Source organism: Vibrio proteolyticus NBRC 13287 (genome assembly GCF_000467125.1).
In the GTDB taxonomy this organism is placed as follows: Bacteria; Pseudomonadota; Gammaproteobacteria; order Enterobacterales; family Vibrionaceae; genus Vibrio; species Vibrio proteolyticus.
Map to the genome: position 1 here is coordinate 161,750 of NZ_BATJ01000009.1, position 23,897 is coordinate 185,646.

General features: G+C 53.6%; 18 protein-coding genes. 10 read left to right on the forward strand and 8 right to left on the reverse strand.

Going from position 1 to position 23,897, the window contains the following annotated elements:
• The first annotated feature begins 94 nt into the window (after positions 1-94).
• Positions 95-1,360: a GntP family permease gene (locus VPR01S_RS12630; RefSeq protein WP_021705725.1), complete on the forward strand. Its 1,266-nt coding sequence runs from the start codon at positions 95-97 to the stop codon at positions 1,358-1,360.
• A 15-nt stretch (positions 1,361-1,375) separates the two neighbouring features.
• Entirely contained in the window at positions 1,376-2,515 is a 1,140-nt protein-coding gene (locus VPR01S_RS12635; RefSeq protein ID WP_021705726.1) for a glycerate kinase, read from the forward strand.
• A 65-nt stretch (positions 2,516-2,580) separates the two neighbouring features.
• On the opposite strand, the gene acnB is transcribed toward VPR01S_RS12635, so the two are convergent.
• From acnB to hrpB, 4 genes are all read right to left on the reverse strand, one after another.
• Positions 2,581-5,178 carry a bifunctional aconitate hydratase 2/2-methylisocitrate dehydratase gene (gene acnB / locus VPR01S_RS12640; protein ID WP_021705727.1) on the reverse strand — a complete coding sequence of 866 codons (2,598 nt, stop codon included), beginning with the start codon at positions 5,176-5,178 and terminating at the stop codon, positions 2,581-2,583.
• Positions 5,179-5,478: 300 nt separating this feature from the next.
• Entirely contained in the window at positions 5,479-7,779 is a 2,301-nt protein-coding gene (locus VPR01S_RS12645) for a patatin-like phospholipase family protein (RefSeq protein WP_021705728.1), read from the reverse strand.
• 52 nt (positions 7,780-7,831) lie between these two features.
• The gene (gene mrcB / locus VPR01S_RS12650; protein ID WP_021705729.1) at positions 7,832-10,183 is read right to left on the reverse strand and encodes a penicillin-binding protein 1B; all 2,352 of its coding nucleotides are present in this window, start codon (positions 10,181-10,183) and stop codon (positions 7,832-7,834) included.
• Entirely contained in the window at positions 10,180-12,636 is a 2,457-nt protein-coding gene (gene hrpB / locus VPR01S_RS12655) for an ATP-dependent helicase HrpB (RefSeq protein ID WP_021705730.1), read from the reverse strand. The genes mrcB and hrpB overlap by 4 nt, the downstream gene beginning before the upstream one ends.
• 55 nt (positions 12,637-12,691) lie before the next feature.
• On the opposite strand from hrpB, the gene sfsA reads away from it, so the two are divergent.
• From sfsA to panC, 7 genes are all read left to right on the forward strand, one after another.
• A complete protein-coding gene (gene sfsA, locus VPR01S_RS12660; RefSeq protein ID WP_021705731.1) occupies positions 12,692-13,405 on the forward strand; it encodes a DNA/RNA nuclease SfsA in 714 nt (237 codons plus the stop codon).
• Positions 13,406-13,537: 132 nt separating this feature from the next.
• Entirely contained in the window at positions 13,538-13,984 is a 447-nt protein-coding gene (gene dksA, locus VPR01S_RS12665) for an RNA polymerase-binding protein DksA (protein WP_021705732.1), read from the forward strand.
• Between the two features lie 72 nt (positions 13,985-14,056).
• Positions 14,057-14,947, forward strand: a complete 891-nt coding sequence (gluQRS, locus tag VPR01S_RS12670; protein ID WP_021705733.1) for a tRNA glutamyl-Q(34) synthetase GluQRS — start codon at positions 14,057-14,059, stop codon at positions 14,945-14,947.
• A gap of 69 nt (positions 14,948-15,016) precedes the next feature.
• A complete protein-coding gene (gene pcnB / locus VPR01S_RS12675) occupies positions 15,017-16,393 on the forward strand; it encodes a polynucleotide adenylyltransferase PcnB (RefSeq protein WP_021705734.1) in 1,377 nt (458 codons plus the stop codon).
• On the forward strand, positions 16,390-16,875 hold the full coding sequence (gene folK / locus VPR01S_RS12680) for a 2-amino-4-hydroxy-6-hydroxymethyldihydropteridine diphosphokinase (RefSeq protein WP_021705735.1): 486 nt from the start codon (positions 16,390-16,392) through the stop codon (positions 16,873-16,875). Before pcnB ends, folK begins: the two co-directional genes overlap by 4 nt.
• A 23-nt stretch (positions 16,876-16,898) precedes the next feature.
• Positions 16,899-17,693 carry a 3-methyl-2-oxobutanoate hydroxymethyltransferase gene (gene panB, locus VPR01S_RS12685; protein WP_021705736.1) on the forward strand — a complete coding sequence of 265 codons (795 nt, stop codon included), beginning with the start codon at positions 16,899-16,901 and terminating at the stop codon, positions 17,691-17,693.
• A gap of 11 nt (positions 17,694-17,704) precedes the next feature.
• Positions 17,705-18,601, forward strand: coding sequence for a pantoate--beta-alanine ligase (gene panC, locus VPR01S_RS12690; RefSeq protein WP_021705737.1), 897 nt, complete (start codon positions 17,705-17,707; stop codon positions 18,599-18,601).
• A gap of 60 nt (positions 18,602-18,661) precedes the next feature.
• Here the strand turns inward: panC and VPR01S_RS12695 are convergent, their stop codons facing one another.
• The 3 genes from VPR01S_RS12695 to VPR01S_RS12705 form a co-directional block, all read right to left on the reverse strand.
• A complete protein-coding gene (locus VPR01S_RS12695; RefSeq protein ID WP_021705738.1) occupies positions 18,662-19,432 on the reverse strand; it encodes an ABC transporter permease in 771 nt (256 codons plus the stop codon).
• A gap of 1 nt (position 19,433) precedes the next feature.
• Positions 19,434-20,357, reverse strand: a complete 924-nt coding sequence (locus VPR01S_RS12700) for an ABC transporter ATP-binding protein (protein WP_021705739.1) — start codon at positions 20,355-20,357, stop codon at positions 19,434-19,436.
• Positions 20,358-20,511: 154 nt separating this feature from the next.
• Positions 20,512-22,203 carry a SulP family inorganic anion transporter gene (locus tag VPR01S_RS12705; RefSeq protein ID WP_021705740.1) on the reverse strand — a complete coding sequence of 564 codons (1,692 nt, stop codon included), beginning with the start codon at positions 22,201-22,203 and terminating at the stop codon, positions 20,512-20,514.
• Between the two features lie 239 nt (positions 22,204-22,442).
• On the opposite strand from VPR01S_RS12705, the gene can reads away from it, so the two are divergent.
• Positions 22,443-23,111, forward strand: a complete 669-nt coding sequence (gene can, locus VPR01S_RS12710; protein ID WP_021705741.1) for a carbonate dehydratase — start codon at positions 22,443-22,445, stop codon at positions 23,109-23,111.
• 47 nt (positions 23,112-23,158) lie between these two features.
• Here can and hpt read toward each other — a convergent pair whose 3' ends face one another.
• Positions 23,159-23,689 (reverse strand): hypoxanthine phosphoribosyltransferase, encoded by a 531-nt coding sequence (gene hpt, locus VPR01S_RS12715; RefSeq protein ID WP_021705742.1) that lies wholly within the window; start codon positions 23,687-23,689, stop codon positions 23,159-23,161.
• Positions 23,690-23,897 lie beyond the last annotated feature (208 nt).

Genomic DNA, 23,897 nt, shown 5'->3' on the forward strand with positions numbered 1-23,897 from the left:
CAGGCATTTTTTGGCATTCTGACTAAAGACGTTCAACGCTTCCCTCTTTATATTCGCTCAAAAAATAACGCTTATAATCTGTGTGGAATAGAACATGACTGAAGTCTCTACATTAGGCGCCCTGGCCGCACTTGTGGTCGCCATTGCGCTGATTTTAAAGAAAGTTCCCCCTGCTTACGGCATGATCATTGGGGCCTTGGTTGGCGGCGTCGTTGGCGGGGTCTCCCTGACCGATACGGTCGCGCTAATGATAGGAGGAGCTCAGGGTATCGTGACCGCCGTGTTGCGCATCTTGGCTGCCGGTGTACTGGCCGGCGTGCTGATCGAGTCCGGTGCCGCCACCGCCATCGCGGAAACCATCGTCAAGAAAGTCGGCGAAACCCGCGCCCTGTTGGCACTGGCTCTGGCAACCATGATCCTGACCGCCGTCGGCGTGTTTGTTGATGTGGCAGTGATCACCGTCTCGCCGATTGCACTGGCCATCGCCCGCCGTGCCGACATTTCCAAAACCGCCATTCTGCTGGCAATGGTTGGCGGCGGCAAAGCCGGCAACGTCATGTCTCCGAACCCAAACGCAATCGCGGCGGCGGATGCTTTCAACGTTCCTTTGACCTCAGTGATGGCTGCGGGCGTCATTCCAGGCCTGTGCGGCATGCTGCTGGCCTACATCATCGCCAAGCGTCTGGTCCATAAAGGCTCTAAAGTAGCCGAGCACGAAGTCATCGCCGTCGATCATGCGCGCCTGCCTGGCTTTGGCGCCGCCATCGTGGCGCCACTGATCGCCATAACGCTGCTGGCGCTGCGTCCGATTGCCGGGATCAATGTTGATCCGCTGATCGCCCTGCCGCTTGGTGGCCTGATTGGCGCGCTGGTCATGGGGCGCTTCAATGACACCAACCATTTCGCCGTATCCGGCCTGACCCGCATGGCGCCAGTGGCCGTGATGCTGCTGGGGACAGGAACCCTGGCAGGCATCATCGCCAACTCCGGATTAAAGAGCGGCCTGATTGACGTGCTGACCGCCTCTGGTCTGCCGTCCTACTTACTTGCCCCTATTTCGGGCGCCATGATGTCGCTGGCTACCGCTTCAACCACAGCAGGAACCGCGGTGGCTTCCAATGTGTTCAGCCACACGATTCTGGAGCTAGGCGTCCCCGCGCTCGCCGGTGCCGCGATGATTCATTCAGGTGCAACCGTGCTGGATCACATGCCACACGGCAGCTTTTTCCATGCGACGGGCGGCGCGGTACATATGGATATCCGCGAGCGACTCAAACTGATCCCGTATGAGTCTCTGGTCGGTCTGATGATCGCATTTGTCTCAGTGATGATGTTTGGTGTCTTTGGTCTGTTTGTCTAAGCCGTGAGGTCGAAAATGAAAATTGTAATTGCTCCTGATTCTTATAAAGAAAGTCTGACGGCGATGGACGTCGCCTGTGCGATTGAAACTGGATTTCGTCAGATTCTGCCAGATGCGGATTACGTCAAACTGCCCATGGCAGACGGCGGTGAAGGCACCGTGCAGTCACTGGTGGATGCGACCGGTGGTCAGATTGTTCAACACACGGTGACGGGACCGCTGGGTACACCGGTAGACGGCTTTTATGGCTTACTCGGTGACGGCAAAACCGCCGTGATTGAAATGGCGGCCGCGTCCGGCCTTCACCTGGTGCCCGTCGCGCAGCGCAACCCACTGCTCACGACCTCCTACGGCACGGGCGAACTGATCACCGCGGTACTCGATCGCGGTGTTGAACACATTATTGTCGGTATTGGTGGCAGCGCCACCAACGATGGCGGGCTCGGTATGGTACAGGCGCTGGGTATCCGGATGCTTGATGGCGAAGATCAACCTCTGGGGCATGGCGGTGGTGAACTGGAAAAACTGGTCCGCATTGATGTCAGCGGTCTGGATCCGCGCCTGAAGAAGGTCCGACTCGATGTGGCCTGCGATGTCGATAACCCACTGTGCGGCCCCAAAGGTGCCTCACAAGTGTTCGGTCCACAAAAAGGGGCCACCGCAGCGATGGTCGCCCGTCTCGATGACAACCTGGCGTATTATGCGCGGGTGATGCGCCGCCAGTTAGGCAAAGATGTCCAGCACATCCCGGGCGCTGGCGCCGCAGGTGGGCTTGGCGCCGCTCTGTTGGGCCTGCTCAACGCACATCTGCGTCCTGGCATCGAAATCGTCATGGAAGCGGTGAACTTGGCTTCTGTGGTCAAAGACGCCGATCTGGTCATCACCGGCGAGGGCCGTATTGATAGTCAGACCATTCACGGTAAAACACCGATCGGGGTCGCCCGTTGTGCCAAACGTTTCCAGCGGCCTGTGATTGGTATTGCCGGTTCGCTCTCCGCCGATTGTGACGTAGTGCATCAACACGGCATTGATGCATTGTTCTCTGTAGTTAACGGCGCCGTGGATTTACCCACCGCACTGGCCCAGGCCCGGAGCAACGTCGAGCTGACGGCACGCAATGTCGCAGCAGTGTGGCACATGGCGAGCCAACCATGAACTGACTCAGATAAAAAAAGCCGCTGAAACAATCAGCGGCTTTCTCATCACGTCATCACGCTGGCTTACGCCGGCTCTTGGAAGATCACTTCTTCCGCTTTCTTGGTGTACGTGTCCATCAGGTGGAAGTTGAGGTAACGGTAAGTATCCGCAGCCGTCGCATCAATCTTCTCTGCGTATTGCAGGTACTCGTCCACATTCGGAATACGCCCCAAAATGGCACCTACCGCTGACAGTTCCGCTGACGCCAGGAAGACATTCGCGCCGGTTCCCAGACGGTTCGGGAAGTTACGCGTTGACGTCGACATAACCGTCGCTTTATCCGCCACACGTGCCTGGTTACCCATACACAGTGAACAGCCCGGAGTTTCAATGCGCACCCCAGCGCGGCCGAAGATGCCGTAGTAACCTTCTTCAATCAGCTGGTCTTTATCCATCTTGGTTGGCGGAGCCACCCACAAACGGGTTTCCAGTTGACCTTTGTGGTTGTCCAGCAGTTTCCCTGCCGCACGGAAGTGACCAATGTTCGTCATACAAGAACCGATGAACACCTCGTCGATTTGGGTACCCTGTACATCAGACAGCAGACGGGCGTCGTCCGGATCGTTCGGCGCACACAGAATCGGCTCGTTGATCTCATTCATATCGATTTCGATTACGTGCGCGTATTCAGCGTCTTTGTCCGCTGCCATCAGCTCAGGCTTATCCAGCCATTCCTGCATTGCTTTGATGCGGCGCTCAATGGTACGACGATCGCCGTAACCTTCCGAGATCATCCACTTTAGCATGGTGATGTTGGAATTGAGGTATTCGGCTATCGATTCTTCCGACAGTTTAACGGTACAGCCCGCAGCAGAACGCTCGGCCGACGCGTCAGACAGCTCAAATGCTTGTTCAACCGTCAGGTGCTCCAGACCTTCAATTTCCAGAATGCGACCAGAGAACTCGTTGATCTTACCCGCTTTCTCAACAGTGAGCAGACCTTGCTTGATACCGTAGTACGGGATCGCGTGCACCAAATCACGCAGTGTGATGCCGGCTTGCAGCTTGCCTTTAAAGCGCACCAGAATCGACTCTGGCATATCCAGTGGCATCACGCCGGTTGCGGCTGCAAACGCCACCAGACCAGAGCCTGCCGGGAAAGAAATCCCCAGAGGGAATCGGGTGTGCGAGTCACCACCTGTACCAACGGTATCCGGCAGCAACATGCGGTTGAGCCACGAGTGGATGATGCCATCGCCCGGACGCAGTGAAACACCGCCACGGTTCATAATAAAATCAGGCAACGTGTGGTGAGTGTTGACGTCAACCGGTTTCGGGTAAGCCGAGGTGTGACAGAACGACTGCATCACCAGATCCGCAGAGAAACCCAGACATGCCAAATCTTTCAGTTCATCACGAGTCATCGGACCGGTGGTGTCCTGAGAACCAACCGTGGTCATTTTAGGTTCACAATAGGTGCCCGGACGGATGCCATCAACGCCACACGCTTTGCCAACCATTTTCTGCGCCAGCGTAAAGCCGGCATCAGAGTCTGCAACCGGAGCAGGCAGACGGAACACATCACTGGTTTCCAGACCCAGCGACTGACGCGCTTTGTCCGTCAGACCACGTCCGATGATCAGAGGAATACGGCCGCCGGCGCGCACTTCATCCAGCAACACGTCGGTCTTGAGTTTGAATTCAGCCAGCACTTCACCCGTTTCGTGGTTACATACTTTGCCTTCGTATGGGTATACGTCGATCACGTCACCCATGTTCATTTTCGATACGTCCAGCTCGACAGGCAGCGCACCCGCATCTTCCATGGTGTTGAAGAAGATAGGTGCAATCTTACCACCCAGAACAAAACCGCCAGCGCGTTTGTTCGGGACATATGGGATATCATCGCCCATAAACCACAACACAGAGTTGGTCGCCGATTTACGCGATGAGCCAGTACCGACGACGTCACCGACGTAAACCAGTTGATGACCTTTTTCTTTCAGCGCTTCAATCTGTTTGATCGGACCAATGGTGCCTGGCTGATCCGGTTCGATACCTTCACGTTCGTTTTTCAGCATCGCCAGAGCGTGCACTGGAATATCAGGACGAGACCAGGCATCCGGAGCCGGAGACAGGTCGTCGGTGTTGGTTTCACCGGTGACTTTAAATACGGTCAGAGTGATTTTTTCGTCCAGTTTTGGTTTCGACAAGAACCATTCGGCATCGGCCCAAGACTGCAGGACTTGTTGGGCAAATGCGTTGCCGTTTTTGGCCTTTTCTTCCACATCGTAGAAGGCATCAAACATCAGCAGGGTGTGTGACAGGGCTTTCACTGCGATCGGCGCCAGAGCGTCGATGTCCAGCAGGGAAATCAGCGGCTCAATATTGTAACCGCCCTGCATGGTACCCAGAAGTTGCGCCGCTTTTTCCGGGCTGACCAGAGGAGAAGAGACTTCGCCTTTGGTGACCGCCGCCAGAAAACCGGCTTTCACGTAAGCAGCTTCATCAACACCTGGTGGGATTCGGTTTTCCAGTAGTTCAAGGATGAAGTCCTCTTCACCTTGCGGGGGATTTTTCAGAAGTTCTACAAGTCCAGCAACTTGCTCTGCGTCCAGGGGTTTAGGGACAACTCCTTCGGCAGCACGCTCTTCGACGTGTTTACGGTAGGCTTCAAGCACGACTTTTTCCTCTCATTGCGGTTCCTCCTCATTTATGACTGTTCTTAGTAGACAAAAGAGGAGTGAACATCCTTGGAAACTTGGCTCTCCTTGCCATGCTTTCATTCAATTTTTGATTGAGAGACAGCGCCAGAGAGGCCAAACTGTGGGCGACAGAATAGCAAAATTAACGATAAATTAAAATCTCATCATTTTGACCAACATAGCAACTTAAGACTAAAGTTCTATGATTTTGCATGCTTTATTGCTAAGAATCCCACCAGGTGAGATCCGGCTGCCACCCGTTTTTTACTTCCCTGCTCAATCGAACGTCGTTCCGATGATCAGGTAAATGGAATCATAGTTGCGTTCGGTCCGACCATAGCCAAACATGATTGGGCCAATCGGAGAATCGATCCCGGCGAACACGGAGCCCGCCAAGTACATCGGCAACTCAGACAACGACAGTCCGGACTCAGACCATACGCCGCCGTATTCCAGCGACGCGCCCAGATAGAGGGGCGAACTGAACAGGCCAAAATCATTATCAAACCAGCGATAACGGTAGATCATATTGCCGTAAAGTTTGTTTTCTCCGGCGAGGCTGTTGCGCGGAATGCCAGACAGATGCAAGAAGCCGCCCAGTTGCTGAGGTTCAATCAGAGTGTCAGAATTGAGACTCTCGATCAAACCGGCATCCACGTTGCCCACTAAAGTATGACGGCCCACGCTTTTAGCCCCAATCAACTTTACATTGGTTTCATACGTTGTGCCTTCCTCTTCATAAGTTCCGTCTCCGACCCAAGCGTGTGAAACCACATAGTCTAAGTCCAGATAGATCCCTTTGGTGGGCAGGCTGAAGTCATCCAGGGTATCGATACGATAGTTGAAAAATACGCCGGTACGCTGGTAATCGAAGCTGCCAAACGAGGCCAGATTGGACACTTCCGCCTCGCCATCGGTATAACGTACACCGGTTTTAAATTCACTCCATAAACGGTGCTGGTAGCCCAGTGCCGCCTCTCCGACCCACTGTTTGTAAGTCACCGGTAAGAAGTCTTTGACCGCGTCCAGTCCTCGATCACTGACGGTTTGGTCTTCCACATCGATCGGGATATTGGTCACTTGATTGGTGTAGCGGCCTTTCAAAGTGGCAAAGAGTTTTTGCCCTGACATCAGCGGCGTATACAACTCCGTCTCAAACAGCTTGTTCGACCCCATGTCCATATTCAGACGCAGCTCAGCGCCGCTGCTGTTGAGGTTGGTGAAATTGGTGGTGACACCAATAGAGTACTGGCTTTCGGTATCAAAATCGTCTTCGAGAAAGAAACGGAAGTCCATGTAATTGGGCCCCCAGGATTTCTCTTTCACATCCACGTTGAGGATATTTTCACCGTCGCGCTGATCAAACTTGTAGGTGACCAACTCAAAACGGTCAAGCGCATACAGGTTCTGTACACTCTGCTCCAGTTCTTCGGTCGAATACTGCTTACCCTCTTTCAGCGCCAGCCGGTTTTCAAGCAAGTTATCGGTGTAATGGGTTTGGTTATTGATCGAAATTTTGTCGAGTTTGACTTCGTCGATATACACCAGTCCACGCCGGACGGTCTCTTTGATGTCGAGGTATTTCTGATAATCCGCCGTCGACAACGACAGGCGAGACAAGGCTTGCTTGGCATCATTAGCCGCCTTATAACCACGTTTGTACGCTTCCGGCATGATGAAAAAATCGGTGGTACTGTAACCGCCCACATCCGGCTGGATCAGTACATCCTGGTCAGCAAGCTTTTTGACCTGTTGCTGAGTACTGCGGCGGACCAGATAATTAGAAAGCTGATCGGCGACCGTAAAGAAATTAGTGAAATCATCCGCGCTCTTGTAATCGGAGCTGATGTCGACCGCGATGATGATGTCGGCGCCCATTTGACGCGCGATGTCGACCGGCATGTTGTTGGTGACCCCACCGTCCACCAGCATATGGCCGTTGACCTCGTAAGGCGGCAACGCTCCAGGGACCGACATACTGGCCATCATGGCATCGGTCAGATAACCTTTGTCCATCACCACAGGTTGCAGTTCCAGAATGTCGGTAGCCACCGCGCGGTAAGGGATCGCCAGTTGATCAAAAGATTGAAACGGCGGCAGATTACCGGTGGTTTCACGCAGAATACGCAACATATTCTGTCCCTGAACGACCCCACGTGAGGCACGGATTTCGCCCCAGCGAATGCCAAGATCCGTGGTCAGTTGATATCGGTCTTCATACTCTTTATCACGCACCCGGCGCTCACTGCGATCAACCCGGTCGCGGTAGCCGTCGTTCCAGTTAACCGAATAGAGAAAACTTTCGATCTCATCCGCGCTCATGCCGGTGGCGTACAAGCCGCCAACGTAGGCCCCCATACTGGTGCCAGTCACAATGTCCACCGGAATGTGCATCTCTTCCAGCGCTTTTAATACCCCTATGTGCGCTGCTCCTTTGGCCCCGCCACCTGCCAGCACCACTGCAATTTTGGGCCGCGATTTCACGCCTTGCTGAGTGACGTCGGACGTGGCGGTTGCCGCCACGCCAGAAAAGCTGACCAACAGGATCAGAGTAAACAGAAAAGGAAGACGCAACATCGAAGCCCTAAATATCCTTGAGTATGAATAGATTAGATATTACTCGATCGTTTTACCAACTGAATATCTTTTTCAGCCATTGTGCCGGTTGATTTTCACAACTTTTCTTCATCGCCCCGTCGGCGTCCCACATCGGTAACTTGAATTTGTCGTCACAACTCAGCTCCAGGCCGCCTTTTCCGGTTGGTTCAAAGCCAAAAGTGCTGATCCCTTGTGGCCATGGCAACACCAGTTTTTCCGGAATCCGATGTTGCAGATAATCGGCATACACACGCAGCGCACCGCTTGATCCAGTCAGTTTGGTTGACTTGTTATCATCGCGTCCGACCCAGACAGTGGTTACTTCACGCCCGTCGATGCCGACAAACCAACTGTCGCGGGTGTCGTTGCTGGTTCCGGTTTTGCCGGCCAGAGCCGCCCAGCCAAACTGGCTGTTGAGGTAGCGACCAGTGCCTTCCAGCACGCCGCGTTTCATCGCATAAGTGGTCAGCCAGGCCGCCTGTTGGTCAACGGTTTGTGACATCCGCGGGATCGACTGGTACAGCACATTGCCGTCCAGATCCAACACCGAGCGCAGGGCCGACAGTGGCGCTTTTTGCCCTGAGTTAGTTAAAGTCTGATACATCTGTGCCACCTGAAACGGCGTGAGTGAAAACGACCCCAGGAACATGGATGGAACCGGTCGGATCTCTTCACGATTCACCCCCAGTTTCTCAAACGTATCCATCACATTCTGAATGCCCAGTTGCATCCCCAACCGTACCGTCGGCACATTAAGTGACTTCGCCAAGCCCAGATACAACGGCACGTCGCCCCGATACTGGCGGTCATAGTTACGTGGCGTCCAGCTGTTACCCTGGCTGCCTTTCAGTGTCAGTGGCTTATCTTCCAGTGTCGTGGCCAGATTGAATTTTTGCGGCTGCTCCAGCGCGGTCAAGTACACCGCGGGTTTGGCCAACGAACCGATTTGACGACTGGCATTGAGCGCGCGGTTGAAACCGTCGTACCCCACGCGTTTGCCGCCCACCATGGCACGGATCTCACCAGTGTGACGATCCACAGCGATCGCCGCAGCTTCCAGCCCTTTGCCGGACGTTTTTTCCAGTTGAGGTACTTTGGCCGCGATCGCTTTTTCCAGCTCATGCTGAGAGACAGGATCCAGTGACGTAAACACCCGCAGGCCAGTATCAGACTGGAACGCTGAGCCGACTTTGTCTTTCAGCTCAATTTGCAGCTGTTGGAAATACGCGGGCTGACGGCTGGCAATACGCGGATTCTTTTGCACATCCAGCGGGCGACTAGCGGCTTCTTCAAATTCTGACGCCGTGAGAATGTTTTGTTGCATCATCAGACGCAGCACCAAATCTCGGCGCTCTTTTGCCCGTTCCGGGTAGCGGGCCGGATTGTAATAAGACGGTCCTTTGACCATGCCAACCAACAGCGCCAGTTGATCAATGCGCAGTTCCTGAATTGGCTGACCAAAGTAAAGGCGTGATGCCAGACCAAAACCGTGGATCGCCTCACCACCGCTTTGCCCCAGATACACTTCATTGAGGTAAGCTTCCAGAATGCGATCTTTGCTGTAGCGGTAATCGATGATCAGCGCGATATACGCTTCCTGCAGCTTACGCCACAAGGTGCGGTCACGAGACAGGAAGATGTTTTTCGCCAACTGCTGCGTCAGGGTACTGCCGCCTTGCACCGTGCGTCCCGCTCTCAGGTTGGCCACCAGGGCCCGTGCGATCGCCACCGGAGACACACCGTCATGCTGATAGAAGTCGCGGTCTTCGGTGGTCAGCAATGCATCAATCATCACTTCCGGGAACTGATCACGACGCAGGAACAGGCGCTGCTCATCCTCTTTTTCCAGCATACCAAGCATCTTCGGCTCAACTCGCAGGTAACCTAAATCACCATTGCGCTCCAGCGAGCGAATGCGCTGCAAGCCCGAGCCATCAAATGACAGCATCACATGACGCTCCGGCTCCGGCCCGTCAGAGAACTCAAACGGACGACGGATCAACTCAATTTTGCTCGACGACGACGAATACTCACCCGGGTGGTGCGGCTGGCGCACTTTGCGGTAGTTGAGTACGTCCAGCTCGTTTCTGACCTCTTGTAAAGAGATGTCATCACCGGGAGCAAGGTTCAGAATACGGGCGTACACTACGGTGGGCAGGCTGAACAGCTGCCCTTCAAACCGTTGACGAACCATAGTATCAAGGTAAATCCCCACAAAGATCGCCACCGCGATCCCCGCCAGAGCCAGCTTCCAGCCGATGCTCCAGATGGTTTTCAGCCAGCGATGTTTTCCCGGCTTCTTCGGCGGACGTTTGCGGGATTTACGGGTAGCCGTCGGTTTGTTGGTGCGCTTTTTCGCAGCCGGTGTTTTCTTCGTCGTCATGAATTCAATTGTCGTTTGGTTTTGGTTGTCGCTACATGGCTCGCCGGATCATCCGGCCAGACGTGTTTCGGGTAGCGACCCTTCATTTCTTTCTGGACTTCCTTGTATGTGCCAGCCCAGAAGCCAGCCAGATCGGAAGTCAGTTGTAAAGGACGTTGCGCCGGTGACAGCAGTTCCAGCACCACTCGCTGACGTCCTTTGGCCACCGTGGGCGAGTCCTGTTCTCCGAACACTTCCTGCATCCGCACGGACAACATCGGCGCCTGGCCAGGTTGATAATGCAGCGCTTTGTGACTGCCGGTCGGCAGACACCAGTGCGTCGGCAACCACTCATCAATCTGCTGATTGAGCGGCCAGCCCAGCCGCGCCTGCAGCGCAGATGCAACCGGTAGTGAAGCCAACTGTTTTAGTGACGCGATACCCTGCATGTAGGGCTCAAGCCATGCCTCCAACTCTGCCAATAATGTCGCCTCATCCATCTCTGGCCACGCCTCTTCCGGCAGCCACTCAGCCGCGCAGCGGGCCCGTGCCAACAGTGATTCGGCTTCGGCGGTCCAATTTAATACCGAAAGGCCGTGGCGACGAACATAGTTAAGTAAAGCTTCGGTCATTTTTTCCGCGCCGGGCTGGGGCAGTTCACGGGTGCGCACAACCAGCGAGCCCAGCTTCGTCTGAGCCTGGGCACTCAGACGACCGCGCGTCTCATCCCATTCCACCTGCTCATGCTCACTAAATAACGCCGGCAGATGCTGCTCAAGCGCGATGATATCTGCTCCGAGGGCAAGAAAAATCTGACTGGTACTGCTCTGACCGCGCATCAGGTCGATCACCACCAGCCAGTCGTGACGGGCCAAAGGGTCGTCGTCGCGCAGCTCTGCACCATGGCCATTGGCAAGTGTATAGCGGCTGGTATCACGCCGTCTTTGCGCGACCCGATCCGGAAATGCGGTCGCCGCCACCTGAGCCAGCAGAGTTTCCTCCACGCCGCCCAGTTCAAACGTACTGCCTAGCCGCTCGGCCAGCGTACGGGCACGCTGCAATACCATAGACTGGCGAGCATGCTGACCGCGATGCAGTCGATGCAAACTGTGCTGGAGATCCGTCACATTGCGCTCCGGATCTTCTAACAGGGCGACCATGGCAAGCGCAGTGTGTAACCACTTCGCCTGTTTCGCTTGCGCATGCAGCAGTGCCGCCGCCATGCGGGGTTCCACACCTAACTGATGTGCCCGGCGCCCTAATGACGTCAGTTGCAGGGCCCCGTCCAGCATCCCGAGCGATTGCAGCAGTGCACGAGCCTGATGCAACGCGCTGTCCGGCGGTACATCCAGCCACTTGAGCTCACCAACGTCACTACAGCCCCACTGCGACAGTTCCATCGCCAGAAACGACAGATCCGCATGTAGGATCTCCGCCTCAGGTACCACAGGTTGCTGATTCAGCTGACTCTCACTGTACATTCTCACACAACAACCCGGCTCTAAACGTCCGGCCCGGCCGGCACGTTGCGCCGCGGAAGACTGGGCAATACGAACCTGCTCGAGGCGGGTAATGCCAGTGCGCAAATCAAAGCGCGCCACCCGCTCTAAACCAGAATCAACCACCAGCCGGATACCTTCGATGGTCAGTGACGTTTCGGCAATATTGGTGGCCAGAACCACTTTGCGCACCCCCGACGCTGACGGCGCGATCGCTTGTTGCTGCTCGGACGCCGTTAGCTGACCGTACAACGGGCAGATGCGCGCCGGTACACCGTCCAACAGCTCGGTCAAGTGCCGTATCGCCGCTACTCCGGGCAAGAACACCAGCATCGACCCTGACTCACTGTCGAGCAAGGCTCGGATCTGACGGGCCATTGCAGGTAATAGTGGCTCATGGCGCCGAACTGGCTGATAACGGTAGTCGATGGGATATGTCCGCCCCTGCGATTCTATGTAGGCCGCCTGTGGCAGTAACGCCGTCATCGCCTGACTGTCTAGCGTGGCGGACATCACCACAATGCTCAGATCATCACGCAACGCCTCCTGGACTTCCAGGCTCAGTGCCAGCGCCGTATCGGCATGAATGCTGCGTTCATGAAACTCATCAAATATCAGCATTGCGACCCCATTGAGTTCCGGATCAGACTGAATCATCCGGGTCATCACGCCTTCCGTTACGATCTCAAGGCGGGTTGCACTACTGGTTTTGTTCTCGCCGCGCATCCGGTAGCCGACCGTCTGGCCGACGCGCTCACCGAGTTGACGTGCCAGATAGGCGGCAATATTGCGCGCCGCCAGACGGCGTGGCTCCAGCATGATGATTTTGCCCGCCACCATCTGCTGACGCAGCAGTTCAAGTGGGAAGGCGGTCGACTTACCAGCCCCCGGCGCGGCTTTGAGGATCACTTGCGTGTGTTCACGCACCGCAGAGAGCAGTTGTGGCATCACGGCATGAATCGGCAATTGTGACAATGTTCAGTCCTTGTGCTTAAATGGCGGCAACATTGTACATAAAACCAGTAGAAAAATGCAGTTCAATCCCCCACTCCAGTCCGCCACCCTGCTTAAACGCTACAAACGCTTTCTGACCGATATCGAACTACCGGACGGCAGTGTGCGTACGATTCACTGTGCCAACACCGGCGCCATGACCGGCTGTGCCGAACCAGGCAACATGGTGTGGTATTCCACCTCAGACAACCCAAAGCGTAAGTACCCAAACAGCTGGGAGTTGAGTGACACACAGGATGGCCACCGAATCTGCATCAACACCGCGCGGGCAAATCAACTGGCGGTCGAAGCGATTCAAGACGGTACCATCGTTGAATTATTGGGCTATGATCAACTGTCGACCGAAGTGAAATACGGTCAGGAAAATAGCCGAATTGATGTCCTGCTCAAATCAGAGACCCAACCTTCGTGCTATATAGAAGTGAAAAGCGTCACGCTTTTGGGTGAAGACGGTCAAGGTTACTTCCCGGACGCAGTGACGACTCGCGGACAGAAACATCTGAGAGAGCTCACAGAAATGGCCAATAATGGGCAACGGGCAGTACTTTTGTTCACTGTTTTGCATTCAGGGATTGAAAAAGTTTCGCCAGCCCTCCATATAGACGCAAACTATTCACTTTTACTGAAAAAAGCTCAGGAACAGGGAGTGGAAGTGTTGTGCTACAAGGCGCAGCTTTCCGAGCACGAAATCAAGCTGATCAAGGCGATCGATTTTATTCAAATTGACTGAAAAATGATGTCGCCTTCACATTGACGATAAGTTTGCAATTCAGGATTTGCCTCCCCAGTTTGTTTTTGCTATAGATACCCGCCTTAAATTAACTGTTATCGCAGTTGACTAGGTGTTAGTAGGAGATGCTGCATGCCAGAATCGAAGAAAAAAGCGCTAGGCATCCTAGCCATTGCAGGTGTTGAGCCGTATCAGGAAAAGCCGGGTGAAGAGTACATGTCACCTGAGCAAATGGCTCATTTTACAAAGATCTTAGAAGCCTGGCGGAACCAGCTCAGGGTAGAAGTTGATCGCACCGTTCACCACATGCAGGACGAAGCGGCAAATTTCCCGGATCCCGTTGACCGTGCTTCTCAGGAAGAAGAGTTCAGCTTAGAGCTGCGTAACCGTGACCGCGAGCGTCGTCTGATCAAAAAGATCGAGAAAACGCTGAATAAGATTCAGGATGATGAGTTTGGCTTCTGTGAATCTTGTGGTGTCGAGATCGGCATCCGTCGTCTTGAAGCTCGTCCCACTGCTGATCTTTGTATTGACTGTAAAACACTTGCAGAAATCAAAGAAAAGCAGATGCAAGGTTAATCACCAGGCACTGAATTACCAAAGGGAGCGCTATGCTCCCTTTTTGCTTTTACTACCCACAGAGTGATTGAGATGCAGTATGTAGGCCGATTTGCTCCGTCACCGTCCGGTCCGCTTCACTTCGGCTCCCTGGTGGCTGCACTGGGCAGCTACTTCCAGGCCAAAGCCCAGCAGGGCCGGTGGTTAGTCAGAATCGAAGACTTAGACCCACCGCGAGAAATGCCGGGAGCAGCCAGCCTGATCCTGTCGGCGTTGGAGGCATACGGATTGCACTGGGATGGTGAGGTGGTATACCAGAGCCAACGTCACCACTTATACCAGAATCAGATTGACCAATGGCTGCAAAGCGGCCAGGCCTATTATTGCCAGTGCACCCGTAAGCAGATCAAAGCGGCCGGAGGCTATTACCCCGGCACATGCCGTAAGCTGGGCTTGCGTGACAGCGGGCCCTACGCCGTTCGGCTGCACGTCGCGCATTCCGTCACCGAGTTTCACGATCAGAAACACGGCCGAATCGCCATTCCGCTGGCATTGGCAGATGAAGATTTTATTATAAAACGTCGTGATGGCTTATTTGCTTACAACCTTGCGGTAGTATTAGACGACATCGATCAGGGGGTTACGGAAGTGGTGCGTGGTGCGGATCTGATAGAACCGACCGGACGCCAGATCTGTCTTTATAAAACCCTCAACCAGCCGCCGGTCCGTTACCTGCACCTGCCGCTGGCCATGGATGACAACGGAAACAAGCTGTCGAAGCAAAATCACGCGACCGCCATCGATGTCATGAACCCAAAACCCACCTTGCTCAATGCGATGCAATTTCTTGGCTTTAGGCTGACGGATCACATAAACGCGTGTTCTATCGAAGAAATCATCGCTTGGGGCGTTGATAATTGGCACATTAGCCAACTACCTGATTCGATCGAGATCACACCAAGATTCTCAAACGACGCCCCTTAAGCTATTATTAGCGGCAAATTTTTGCTGAAACGGGCCAATATCAGGGTTGGCTTAACTGATTATTGCCAGATGCACATGAATATAGATGACAACACAACACGTGCTCCGCGCGTGATAACACAACTTGCGCTCAACGTGATTACGCGTGAAGAGCACAATATTTCACGCAAACAAATCAGCGATAACGCGCTGAAAGTTCTGTATCGTCTCAATGGTGCAGGCTTTGATGCCTATTTGGTCGGCGGCGGTGTTCGTGATTTGTTGCTCGGCGCGACGCCGAAAGATTTCGACATCGCCACCAATGCGACGCCGGAGCAGATCCGCCAGTTGTTCCGCAACTGCCGTCTGATCGGCCGCCGTTTCCGTTTGGCACACATCATGTTTGGCCGCGACATCATTGAAGTGGCGACTTTCCGTGGCCACCATCAGGAACCGAGCAAAAACGTCTCCCAGCAATCGAAAGAAGGGATGCTGTTGCGTGATAACGTCTACGGCAGCATTGATGAAGACGCCGAACGACGCGATTTCACCATCAACGCGATGTACTACAACATCCGTGATTACTCGATTCACGACTACGCCGGTGGCGCCGAAGATCTCAATGACAAGCTGGTCCGTCTGATTGGCGATCCGCAGACCCGCTACCGCGAAGATCCGGTCCGAATGCTGCGTGCGATTCGTTTTGCCGCCAAACTGGATTTCGATATTGAGGAAGACACGGCGGCCCCGATTGAGGAACTGGCGCACCTGCTGCGCGAGATTCCATCTGCGCGCCTGTACGAAGAGTCGCTCAAACTGCTGCAATCAGGCCATGGTCTGGAAACCTATTACCTGCTGCGCGAATACAACCTATTCCAGCAGTTGTTCCCGACCATTTCTGAACACTTTACCGACGATTACTCCTCACCAACGGAGCAGATGTTGGATCAGGTTCTGGACTCCACTGATCAGCGCATGGAAGAAGGCAAACGGATTAATCCGGCCTTTATGTTTGCGGCCATGTTGTGGTACCCATTGCTATCTCTGGCGGACAAGCTGATGGCTGAGCGCAATATGAACGACTACGACGCCGTCATGGAAGCCAGCAACCAGATTTTAGATGATCAGGTGCGCACCATTGCCATCCCGCGTCGTCACACTGCGACCATCCGTGAAATCTGGCAGTTGCAACTGCGCCTGCCACGCCGCAATGGAAAACGTGCATTCCGCCTGATGGAGCTGAATAAATTCAGAGCCGGGTTCGATTTTCTTGAAATGCGCGGTGAAATTGAGGGGGGAGACACCAAAGAGCTTGCTAATTGGTGGGAAACTTTCCAAAATGCCGGCCGCAACATGCGTCAGGCTATGGTCGCCGACTTAGACAGCGCGACGCCTGCCGGTGGTAAAAAGCCCGGTTCCCGCCGCCGTCGCAGTCCTCGTAAGAAAAAGAGCAAAGCAAGCTCATGATCACGGCATACATTGCCGTAGGCAGTAATCTGGCGGATCCGGTGACTCAGGCCCGGCAGGCGATCGAGGCGCTGGCTCAGTTGCCACGTTCGGCGTTTATCCAGGCTTCGCAGCTGTACAGCAGCAGCCCGATGGGCCCGCAGGATCAACCGGATTACATTAACGCTGTTGTGGCGATAAAAACCGAATTAACCCCCTTAGAACTGCTCGATTGCACCCAAGCGATTGAGCAGGAACAAGGGCGTGTCCGTAAAGACGAACGCTGGGGCCCAAGAACCTTAGATCTCGATATTTTGCTTTACGGCAATGAGGTGATCGACTCCGAGCGTCTCATCATTCCACACTACGGAATGAAAGAGCGCGAATTCGTGCTCTATCCGCTTGCCGAGATCGCACCAAGTTTACAACTCCCTGATGGGACTGAGCTGTCCGACCTGCTACAACAAGTCGCGCGCAATGGGCTCAGTATTTGGCGCTCCTAGCCAACTCCTAGTAAGGACAATCCATGAAAAAAATTACCATAAACGACCTGATGAAGTGGAAACAGGAAGGTCGTAAATTTGCAACTTCTACCGCGTATGATGCGAGTTTCGCCCAACTGTTCGAAAGCCAGGATATGCCCGTTTTGCTGGTGGGCGACTCTCTTGGCATGGTGCTGCAGGGCCGCCCGGACACACTACCGGTAACGGTTGATGAAATTGCCTACCACACTCGCTGTGTGCGTGCCGGTAGCCCGAACTGTCTGCTGATGGCCGATATGCCATTCATGAGTTACGCCACTCCAGAACAGGCGTGCGAGAATGCCGCCAAGATCATGCAGGCAGGCGCAAACATGGTAAAAATTGAAGGCGGTGCCTGGCTGGTCGACACCATCCGTATGTTGGCCGAGCGCTCAGTACCGGTGTGTGCTCACTTGGGACTCACCCCACAAGCGGTCAACATCTTTGGTGGTTACAAAGTTCAGGGACGTGATCAGGAAAACGCCGACCGCATGGTCAGTGATGCGCTGGCACTGCAACAAGCAGGCACGCAGTTGATCGTCTTAGAATGCGTTCCGGCCGCATTGGCAGAACGCATTACCCAAGCACTGGACATTCCGGTCATCGGTATTGGTGCCGGTAATGTAACCGACGGTCAGATCCTGGTGATGCATGACATGCTGGGTATCTCGGCCAACTACATGCCGAAGTTTTCAAAAGACTTCCTGAAAGAAACGGGCGATATTCGCTCAGCGATTGCCAAATATATCGCAGATGTGCAAAGTGGCGCGTTCCCTGATGACGCCCATACGATTGCCTAGAGGATCAGATAATGCAAACTTTTGCTGAAGTAACTGGCCTGCGTGAGCAGATCAAACAGTATAAGCGCGAAGGTCGAAAAATCGCGTTCGTTCCGACGATGGGTAACCTGCACGAAGGTCACCTGACGCTGGTGCGCCAAGCACGTGAACACGCCGACATCGTTGTGGTCAGCATTTTTGTTAATCCGATGCAATTTGACCGGGCTGAGGATCTCAACAATTATCCTCGGACCCTGGATGACGATCTCAGCAAGCTCAACGCCGAAGGGGTTGAGCTGGTGTTCACCCCAACTCCAGAGATCATCTACCCACATGGCCTGGATAAACAGACCTATGTGGAAGTTCCTGGCCTGTCGCATATGCTGGAAGGCGCCTCCCGTCCGGGCCACTTCCGGGGCGTAGCAACCATCGTCACCAAACTGTTCAATATCGTCCAGCCGGATGTGGCCTGTTTTGGGGAAAAAGACTTCCAGCAGTTGGCGGTGATTCGTCAAATGGTGGACGATCTGGCGATGGACATTGACATCGTCGGTGTCGCAACGGTTCGTGAAATGGACGGTCTGGCCATGAGTTCACGCAACAACCTGCTGACCATCGATGAGCGTCAGCGTGCGCCGGTTCTGGCCCGTACTATGCGTTGGATCAGCAGTGCAGTGCGCGGTGGTCGTGACGATTATGCCTCGATCATTGAAGATGCCAACGATCAGCTGCGCGCGGCCGATTTGCAGCCGGATGAAATCTTTATCCGCGATGCGCGCACTCTGCAAGTGATCAATGCCGACTCCACTCAGGCTGTGATCCTGATGTCAGCCTATCTGGGGAAAGCCCGTTTGATTGACAATGCCGTGATTGATCTGGCAGTAGAAAACAAAGAAGAAGCCAGTGAGGCCAATTCCGAGCAGGAATAACCCCCTCCCGCCCATGAAAAAGGTCGACCTCGGGTCGACCTTTTTTGCTGCGTCCTATGATTAGCTGCGCAGGCCAATGCCACGGGTCACCAAATAGTGCGCTAATGCGTACAAGGCAATCACAAACAGCCCCAGCACCCCAAATGAGGTAACAATACCGACATCCGACACTCCCAAAAAGCCATAACGGAAAGCGTTGACCATGTAGACGATCGGGTTGATTTTCGACACACCCTGCCAGAATTCCGGTAAGAGACTAATGGAGTAAAATACCCCGCCCAGATAGGTCAGCGGCGTCAGAACAAACGTGGGGATAATTGAGATGTCATCAAAGGTTTTGGCGTACACAGCGTTGATCAACCCACCCAGAGCAAACACCACCGAAGTCATAAACACAGTGGCAATGATGATGCCCCAGTGTTCAACTTGCAAATCGACAAAAAACAGTGACACAAACGTCACGATTGCCCCGACCAGTAAGCCACGCACCACGCCGCCCATCACAAAGCCGAGAATAATCACGTAGTTTGGCACCGGAGCCACCAGCAGCTCTTCAATATTGCGCTGAAACTTGGCACTGAAAAACGACGACGCCACATTAGAGTACGAGTTGGTGATCACCGACATCATGATTAAGCCCGGCACAATGTATTCCATGTAACTGAAGCCATTCATTTCGCCGATTCGCGAACCAATCAGGCTGCCGAAAATAATAAAGTAAAGCGTCATGGTGATCGCTGGCGGCACCAGCGTCTGTACCCAGATACGAGTAAAACGGTTGATCTCTTTGGTCAGCAGACTGCAAAACGCAGTCCAATACAAACGGTACATATTACTGAGCTCCACTCTGTTCACGGACAATACTGACAAACAGCTCTTCCAGTCGGTTGGCTTTGTTGCGCATAGACAGAACCTTGACCCCATGCTCGCTGAGCTGGCTGAAAATCGGATTCAGCCCCTGTGCTTTATCCAGTTCAATTTCCAGTGAACCATTCACCATAAACTGGCTGTTTACCCCCTCTAATGACGGCACGTCACTGCCCGGTTCCAGATCGAGAATGAACGTTTCCACATGCAGTTTGCTGAGCAAGTCTTTCATGGTGGTGTTTTCGATCAGCTCCCCACGGTTGATGATGCCGATATGCCGACACAGCATTTCCGCTTCTTCCAGATAGTGGGTGGTCAGGATGATGGTGATGCCCTGCTCGGCGTTGATCTCTTTGAGGAACTCCCACATCGAGCGGCGCAGCTCAATATCCACACCCGCGGTCGGTTCATCGAGGATAAGCAGTTGCGGCTCATGCATCAGCGCCCGTGCAATCATCAGCCGGCGCTTCATTCCGCCCGACAGATTGCGTGCCCGTTCATTGCGTTTCTCCCACAGATCAAGCTTGGACAGGTATGTCTCGGCGCGCTGTTTCGCCACCGCTTTGGGCACCCCGTAGTAGCCAGCTTGCTGCAAGACGATCTGTTCAACGGTTTCAAACTGATTGAAATTGAATTCCTGCGGCACCAGCCCGAGGTTCTGTTTGGCCAGCTCCAGATCGGTATCGATGTCGTAACCAAATACTCTCACTTTACCGGCGGTTTTGTTTACCAACGAAGAGATGATGCCTATGCTGGTCGACTTGCCAGCACCATTGGGGCCGAGCAAGGCGTAAAAATCGCCTTTTTCAACCGTCAAACTGATGCCTTTAAGCGCCTCAAAGCCCCCTGCATAGGTCTTGCGAAGGTGTTCTATTTCCAATGCGTACATAACTGGGTATCGCTGTGTTGATCATTAACGTGTTACAAATGATGACAAATGCGTCACTTTTCAAGGCTATATTAGATTTTAATTATTTATTGACACAAAAAAGCACGCTGAGAATCAGCGTGCTTTCCCTACCGTTTGCGACCAGAATGCGACATTACACTCCGTTCGCTGCAGTTAATTCATCCTGCCCGCTCCCTTCAGTCAGATCATTTTTCTTCACCACCGCTTTGAGCGCTTCATAACGGAACTTATAGGTGTTGTCGGCTGATACCAGTTCCAGAACATGGAACTTTTCCAGTTGCTGACGCGTATGCTCATTCGGGCACAACAAATACACCTCACAATCTGCGTCCTGAGCATCTTTGATCGCATTTTCCAGCGCCAATCCGACGGTCACGTCGATCATGGGCACATCGGTCAGATCGAGGATCATCGCGTCATAATCGGCAATGCTGGCATGTTGACGAGAAATCGCTTTGGAGACACTGAAAATCATCGGCCCGGACAGGTAGAAAAACAGCACTTTTCCGTTGGCTCTGTCCAGCAGCGCCCGCTCGCTGTCCGTCAGTGGCACATCATCGTCATCGGCATCACTGATTGCTTTCACCTGACGTGCCTGTTCACGGCTTAGACGCTCAATGATGAGGATATTGGAAATAAACACGCCCAGACCAACAGCGGCAATCAGATCGACGAATACCGTCAGCAGCATAACGCCGTACATGATCGCCATCCCCTGTACACTCACCCGGTGCGCCCGTTGAATAAAGCTCCAGTCGAGGATATTGAAACCAACATACACTGCGATGCCCGCCAAAACGGCCATCGGGATCGGTTCGGTTAACCCACCAGCCACCAACACCACCAGCGCCAATACCAACGCCCGCACCACGCCAGAGAGAGGCGAACGTGCGCCCACCTGAATATTGGTCACTGTGCCCATGGTTGCGCCCGCCCCTGGCAGCGCGCCAAACAGACCAGAGATCATATTGGCCAGCCCCTGACCTCGCAGCTCTTTGTCTGAGTCGTGCTCTTTGCGCGTCAGTGAGTCACCGATCACCGCCGTCAACAGGGTATCAATGCATCCGAGTGTACCAAGCACCAGCGCGTCAATCACCATGGTGGTGAATGTTGAGGCATCAATGGTCGGGATCACGAGCGAAGGCAGCCCACTGGGGATCTCTCCAATACGACGAATCGCATCGCTGTCAAACACCACCACCGACAATAGCGTCACGGCCACCAGTGCGACCAGTTGAGCTGGTACATAGCGGCGGTATTTCGGCGGAAAGAAAAACAAAATAGCGAGTGTCAGCACGCCCAGAAACAACTCACTGAACTTCATATTGGCGACAATCTCTGGCAACGCCGACAAGGTTCCCATCACCCCGCCGGCGGGCGCTGCCTGCCCAAGCAGCGGCGACAGTTGCAGGATAACAAGTATGACCCCGATACCCGACATAAAGCCGGAAATCACGCTGTATGGCATCAAGGTGACGTACTTACCCAGCTTGAGTGTTCCGAGCAGGATCTGAAAAGCGCCGGCCATCATCACCACAGTGAATGTCATCGCCATCCCGGCTTCCGGATAGCGTGCCACCATGCTGGTCAGCACCGCGGTCATGATCACCGTCATTGGCCCGGTAGGCTCTGAAATCAGCGTTGATGAGCCCCCAAACAATGACGCAAACAGCCCCACCATAATGGCCCCCCACAGACCGGCTTCCGCCCCGGCTCCTGAGGCCACCCCAAAAGCCAGAGCCAGCGGCAGGGAAATGATCGCGGTGGTAACACCACCAAACAGATCACCTTTAATGTTCATATCCTCAAATCGACTTCCAAACACGACTAAACTCCCAGAGGAAAAGAAAAAAATCGCAATACGCTAACAAAGCGGCGCAGAAGATGCAGCCGTTTATCTAGATCAGAGTGGTATTGACTTATAACTGATAGTTATCTTAGTGCGTAAGAATATGATATTTCAGTCATGTAAGACGTCAGAGGAGTCGGAATTGACCGAATTTTTTCGAGCCTGAAATTGTAACATTGTGTATATTGGAAACAGATTTTTAGGGAAGTGTTAAGATGCCGGAAATTAAACAGCTTTTTGAAAACAACTCCAAGTGGTCTGAATCGATTAAATCAGAGCGCCCGGAGTACTTTACCCAACTCGCCGAAGGACAAAAGCCGGACTTCTTGTGGATAGGATGTTCTGACAGCCGCGTCCCGGCTGAACGCCTGACGGGTTTGTATTCCGGCGAACTGTTTGTTCACCGTAACGTGGCGAACCAGGTCATTCATACCGATCTCAACTGTCTGTCCGTGGTGCAGTACGCGGTCGACGTGCTCAAAGTCAAACACATTATCGTGTGCGGCCACTATGGCTGTGGCGGGGTGAATGCAGCGATCGACAACCCGCAGCTGGGATTGATCAACAACTGGCTGCTGCACATTCGCGATCTGTACTTCAAACACCGTGAATACCTTGACGCCATGCCGGCGGAAGATCGGGCTGACAAGCTCGGCGAAATCAACGTCGCGGAACAAGTGAACAATCTTGGTAATTCCACCATCATGCAGAATGCCTGGGAACGCGGGCAGGACGTGGAAATCCACGGCGTGGTGTACGGAATTGGCGACGGTAAACTCGAATATCTGGGCGTGCGCTCCAGCTCACGTGAGGCGATCGAAGCGTCTTACCAGAAAGCCATGGAAACCATTTTGAACCCAGAGCACAAACTTTTGTGTCGTTAAGGCCTGAGTTTGGCTATAAAAAATGCCCGTCTGAGACGGGCATTTTTTTATTCCTGAGGCACCACTTTGCCGATGTAAGGCAAATGACGGTATTTCTGGGCGTAATCAATCCCGACCCCTACGACAAACTCATCCGGAATTTCAAAACCAATCCATTTCACGTCCACGTTGACTTCGCGACGGGATGGCTTATCCAGCAGCGTACAGATCTGAATCGAGTTTGGCTCGCGAAGAGACAGAATCTCTTTGACCTTATTAAGCGTGTTGCCCGTATCGATGATGTCTTCCACCAGCAGAATATCTTTCCCTTTGATGTCATCATCCAGGTCTTTCAGGATACGAACGTCACGCGTGCTCTCCATCGCGTTGCCGTAGCTTGAGGCCGTCATAAAGTCGACCTGATGCGTCAGTTCAATCGCGCGAGCAAGGTCAGCCATAAAGACAAACGAGCCACGGAGCAAACCAACCAGAACCAGATCCTCACTGCCGTTGTAGAATTCGGTGATTTCCTTGCCTAACTGACGAACGCGATCCTGAACTTCCTGCTCAGAGATCATGACTTCAACTGTGTGTTTCATACCAATCTCGTTTCTTCGGGTGGTCGCAGTGTCGTAACGCAAACGATTCCACTGCTGAATTGACTTGGCGCGTATCTTACCATCCCTGCGCAAGTTAGTTAAATGATTCGCCAAAATCGGCAAACTTGCATGATGAAGTGAATAGGTCTGCACATTTTTCGCTATCTTGGTTACTAATTCATCACAAATCATTGACCTATGAGATATG

What these genes read in the sequence shown, in the direction of transcription:
- VPR01S_RS12645 (WP_021705728.1), bottom strand. Translation starts at nt 7,779, where the DNA reads ATGTTGCGTCTTCCTTTTCTGTTTACTCTGATCCTGTTGGTCAGCTTT.
- pcnB (WP_021705734.1), top strand. Translation starts at nt 15,017, where the DNA reads ATGCACATGAATATAGATGACAACACAACACGTGCTCCGCGCGTGATA.
- VPR01S_RS12695 (WP_021705738.1), bottom strand. Translation starts at nt 19,432, where the DNA reads ATGTACCGTTTGTATTGGACTGCGTTTTGCAGTCTGCTGACCAAAGAG.
- VPR01S_RS12700 (WP_021705739.1), bottom strand. Translation starts at nt 20,357, where the DNA reads ATGTACGCATTGGAAATAGAACACCTTCGCAAGACCTATGCAGGGGGC.
- can (WP_021705741.1), top strand. Translation starts at nt 22,443, where the DNA reads ATGCCGGAAATTAAACAGCTTTTTGAAAACAACTCCAAGTGGTCTGAA.
- folK (WP_021705735.1), top strand. Translation starts at nt 16,390, where the DNA reads ATGATCACGGCATACATTGCCGTAGGCAGTAATCTGGCGGATCCGGTG.
- VPR01S_RS12635 (WP_021705726.1), top strand. Translation starts at nt 1,376, where the DNA reads ATGAAAATTGTAATTGCTCCTGATTCTTATAAAGAAAGTCTGACGGCG.
- hpt (WP_021705742.1), bottom strand. Translation starts at nt 23,689, where the DNA reads ATGAAACACACAGTTGAAGTCATGATCTCTGAGCAGGAAGTTCAGGAT.
- dksA (WP_021705732.1), top strand. Translation starts at nt 13,538, where the DNA reads ATGCCAGAATCGAAGAAAAAAGCGCTAGGCATCCTAGCCATTGCAGGT.
- sfsA (WP_021705731.1), top strand. Translation starts at nt 12,692, where the DNA reads ATGCAGTTCAATCCCCCACTCCAGTCCGCCACCCTGCTTAAACGCTAC.
- VPR01S_RS12630 (WP_021705725.1), top strand. Translation starts at nt 95, where the DNA reads ATGACTGAAGTCTCTACATTAGGCGCCCTGGCCGCACTTGTGGTCGCC.
- panB (WP_021705736.1), top strand. Translation starts at nt 16,899, where the DNA reads ATGAAAAAAATTACCATAAACGACCTGATGAAGTGGAAACAGGAAGGT.
- panC (WP_021705737.1), top strand. Translation starts at nt 17,705, where the DNA reads ATGCAAACTTTTGCTGAAGTAACTGGCCTGCGTGAGCAGATCAAACAG.
- gluQRS (WP_021705733.1), top strand. Translation starts at nt 14,057, where the DNA reads ATGCAGTATGTAGGCCGATTTGCTCCGTCACCGTCCGGTCCGCTTCAC.
- mrcB (WP_021705729.1), bottom strand. Translation starts at nt 10,183, where the DNA reads ATGACGACGAAGAAAACACCGGCTGCGAAAAAGCGCACCAACAAACCG.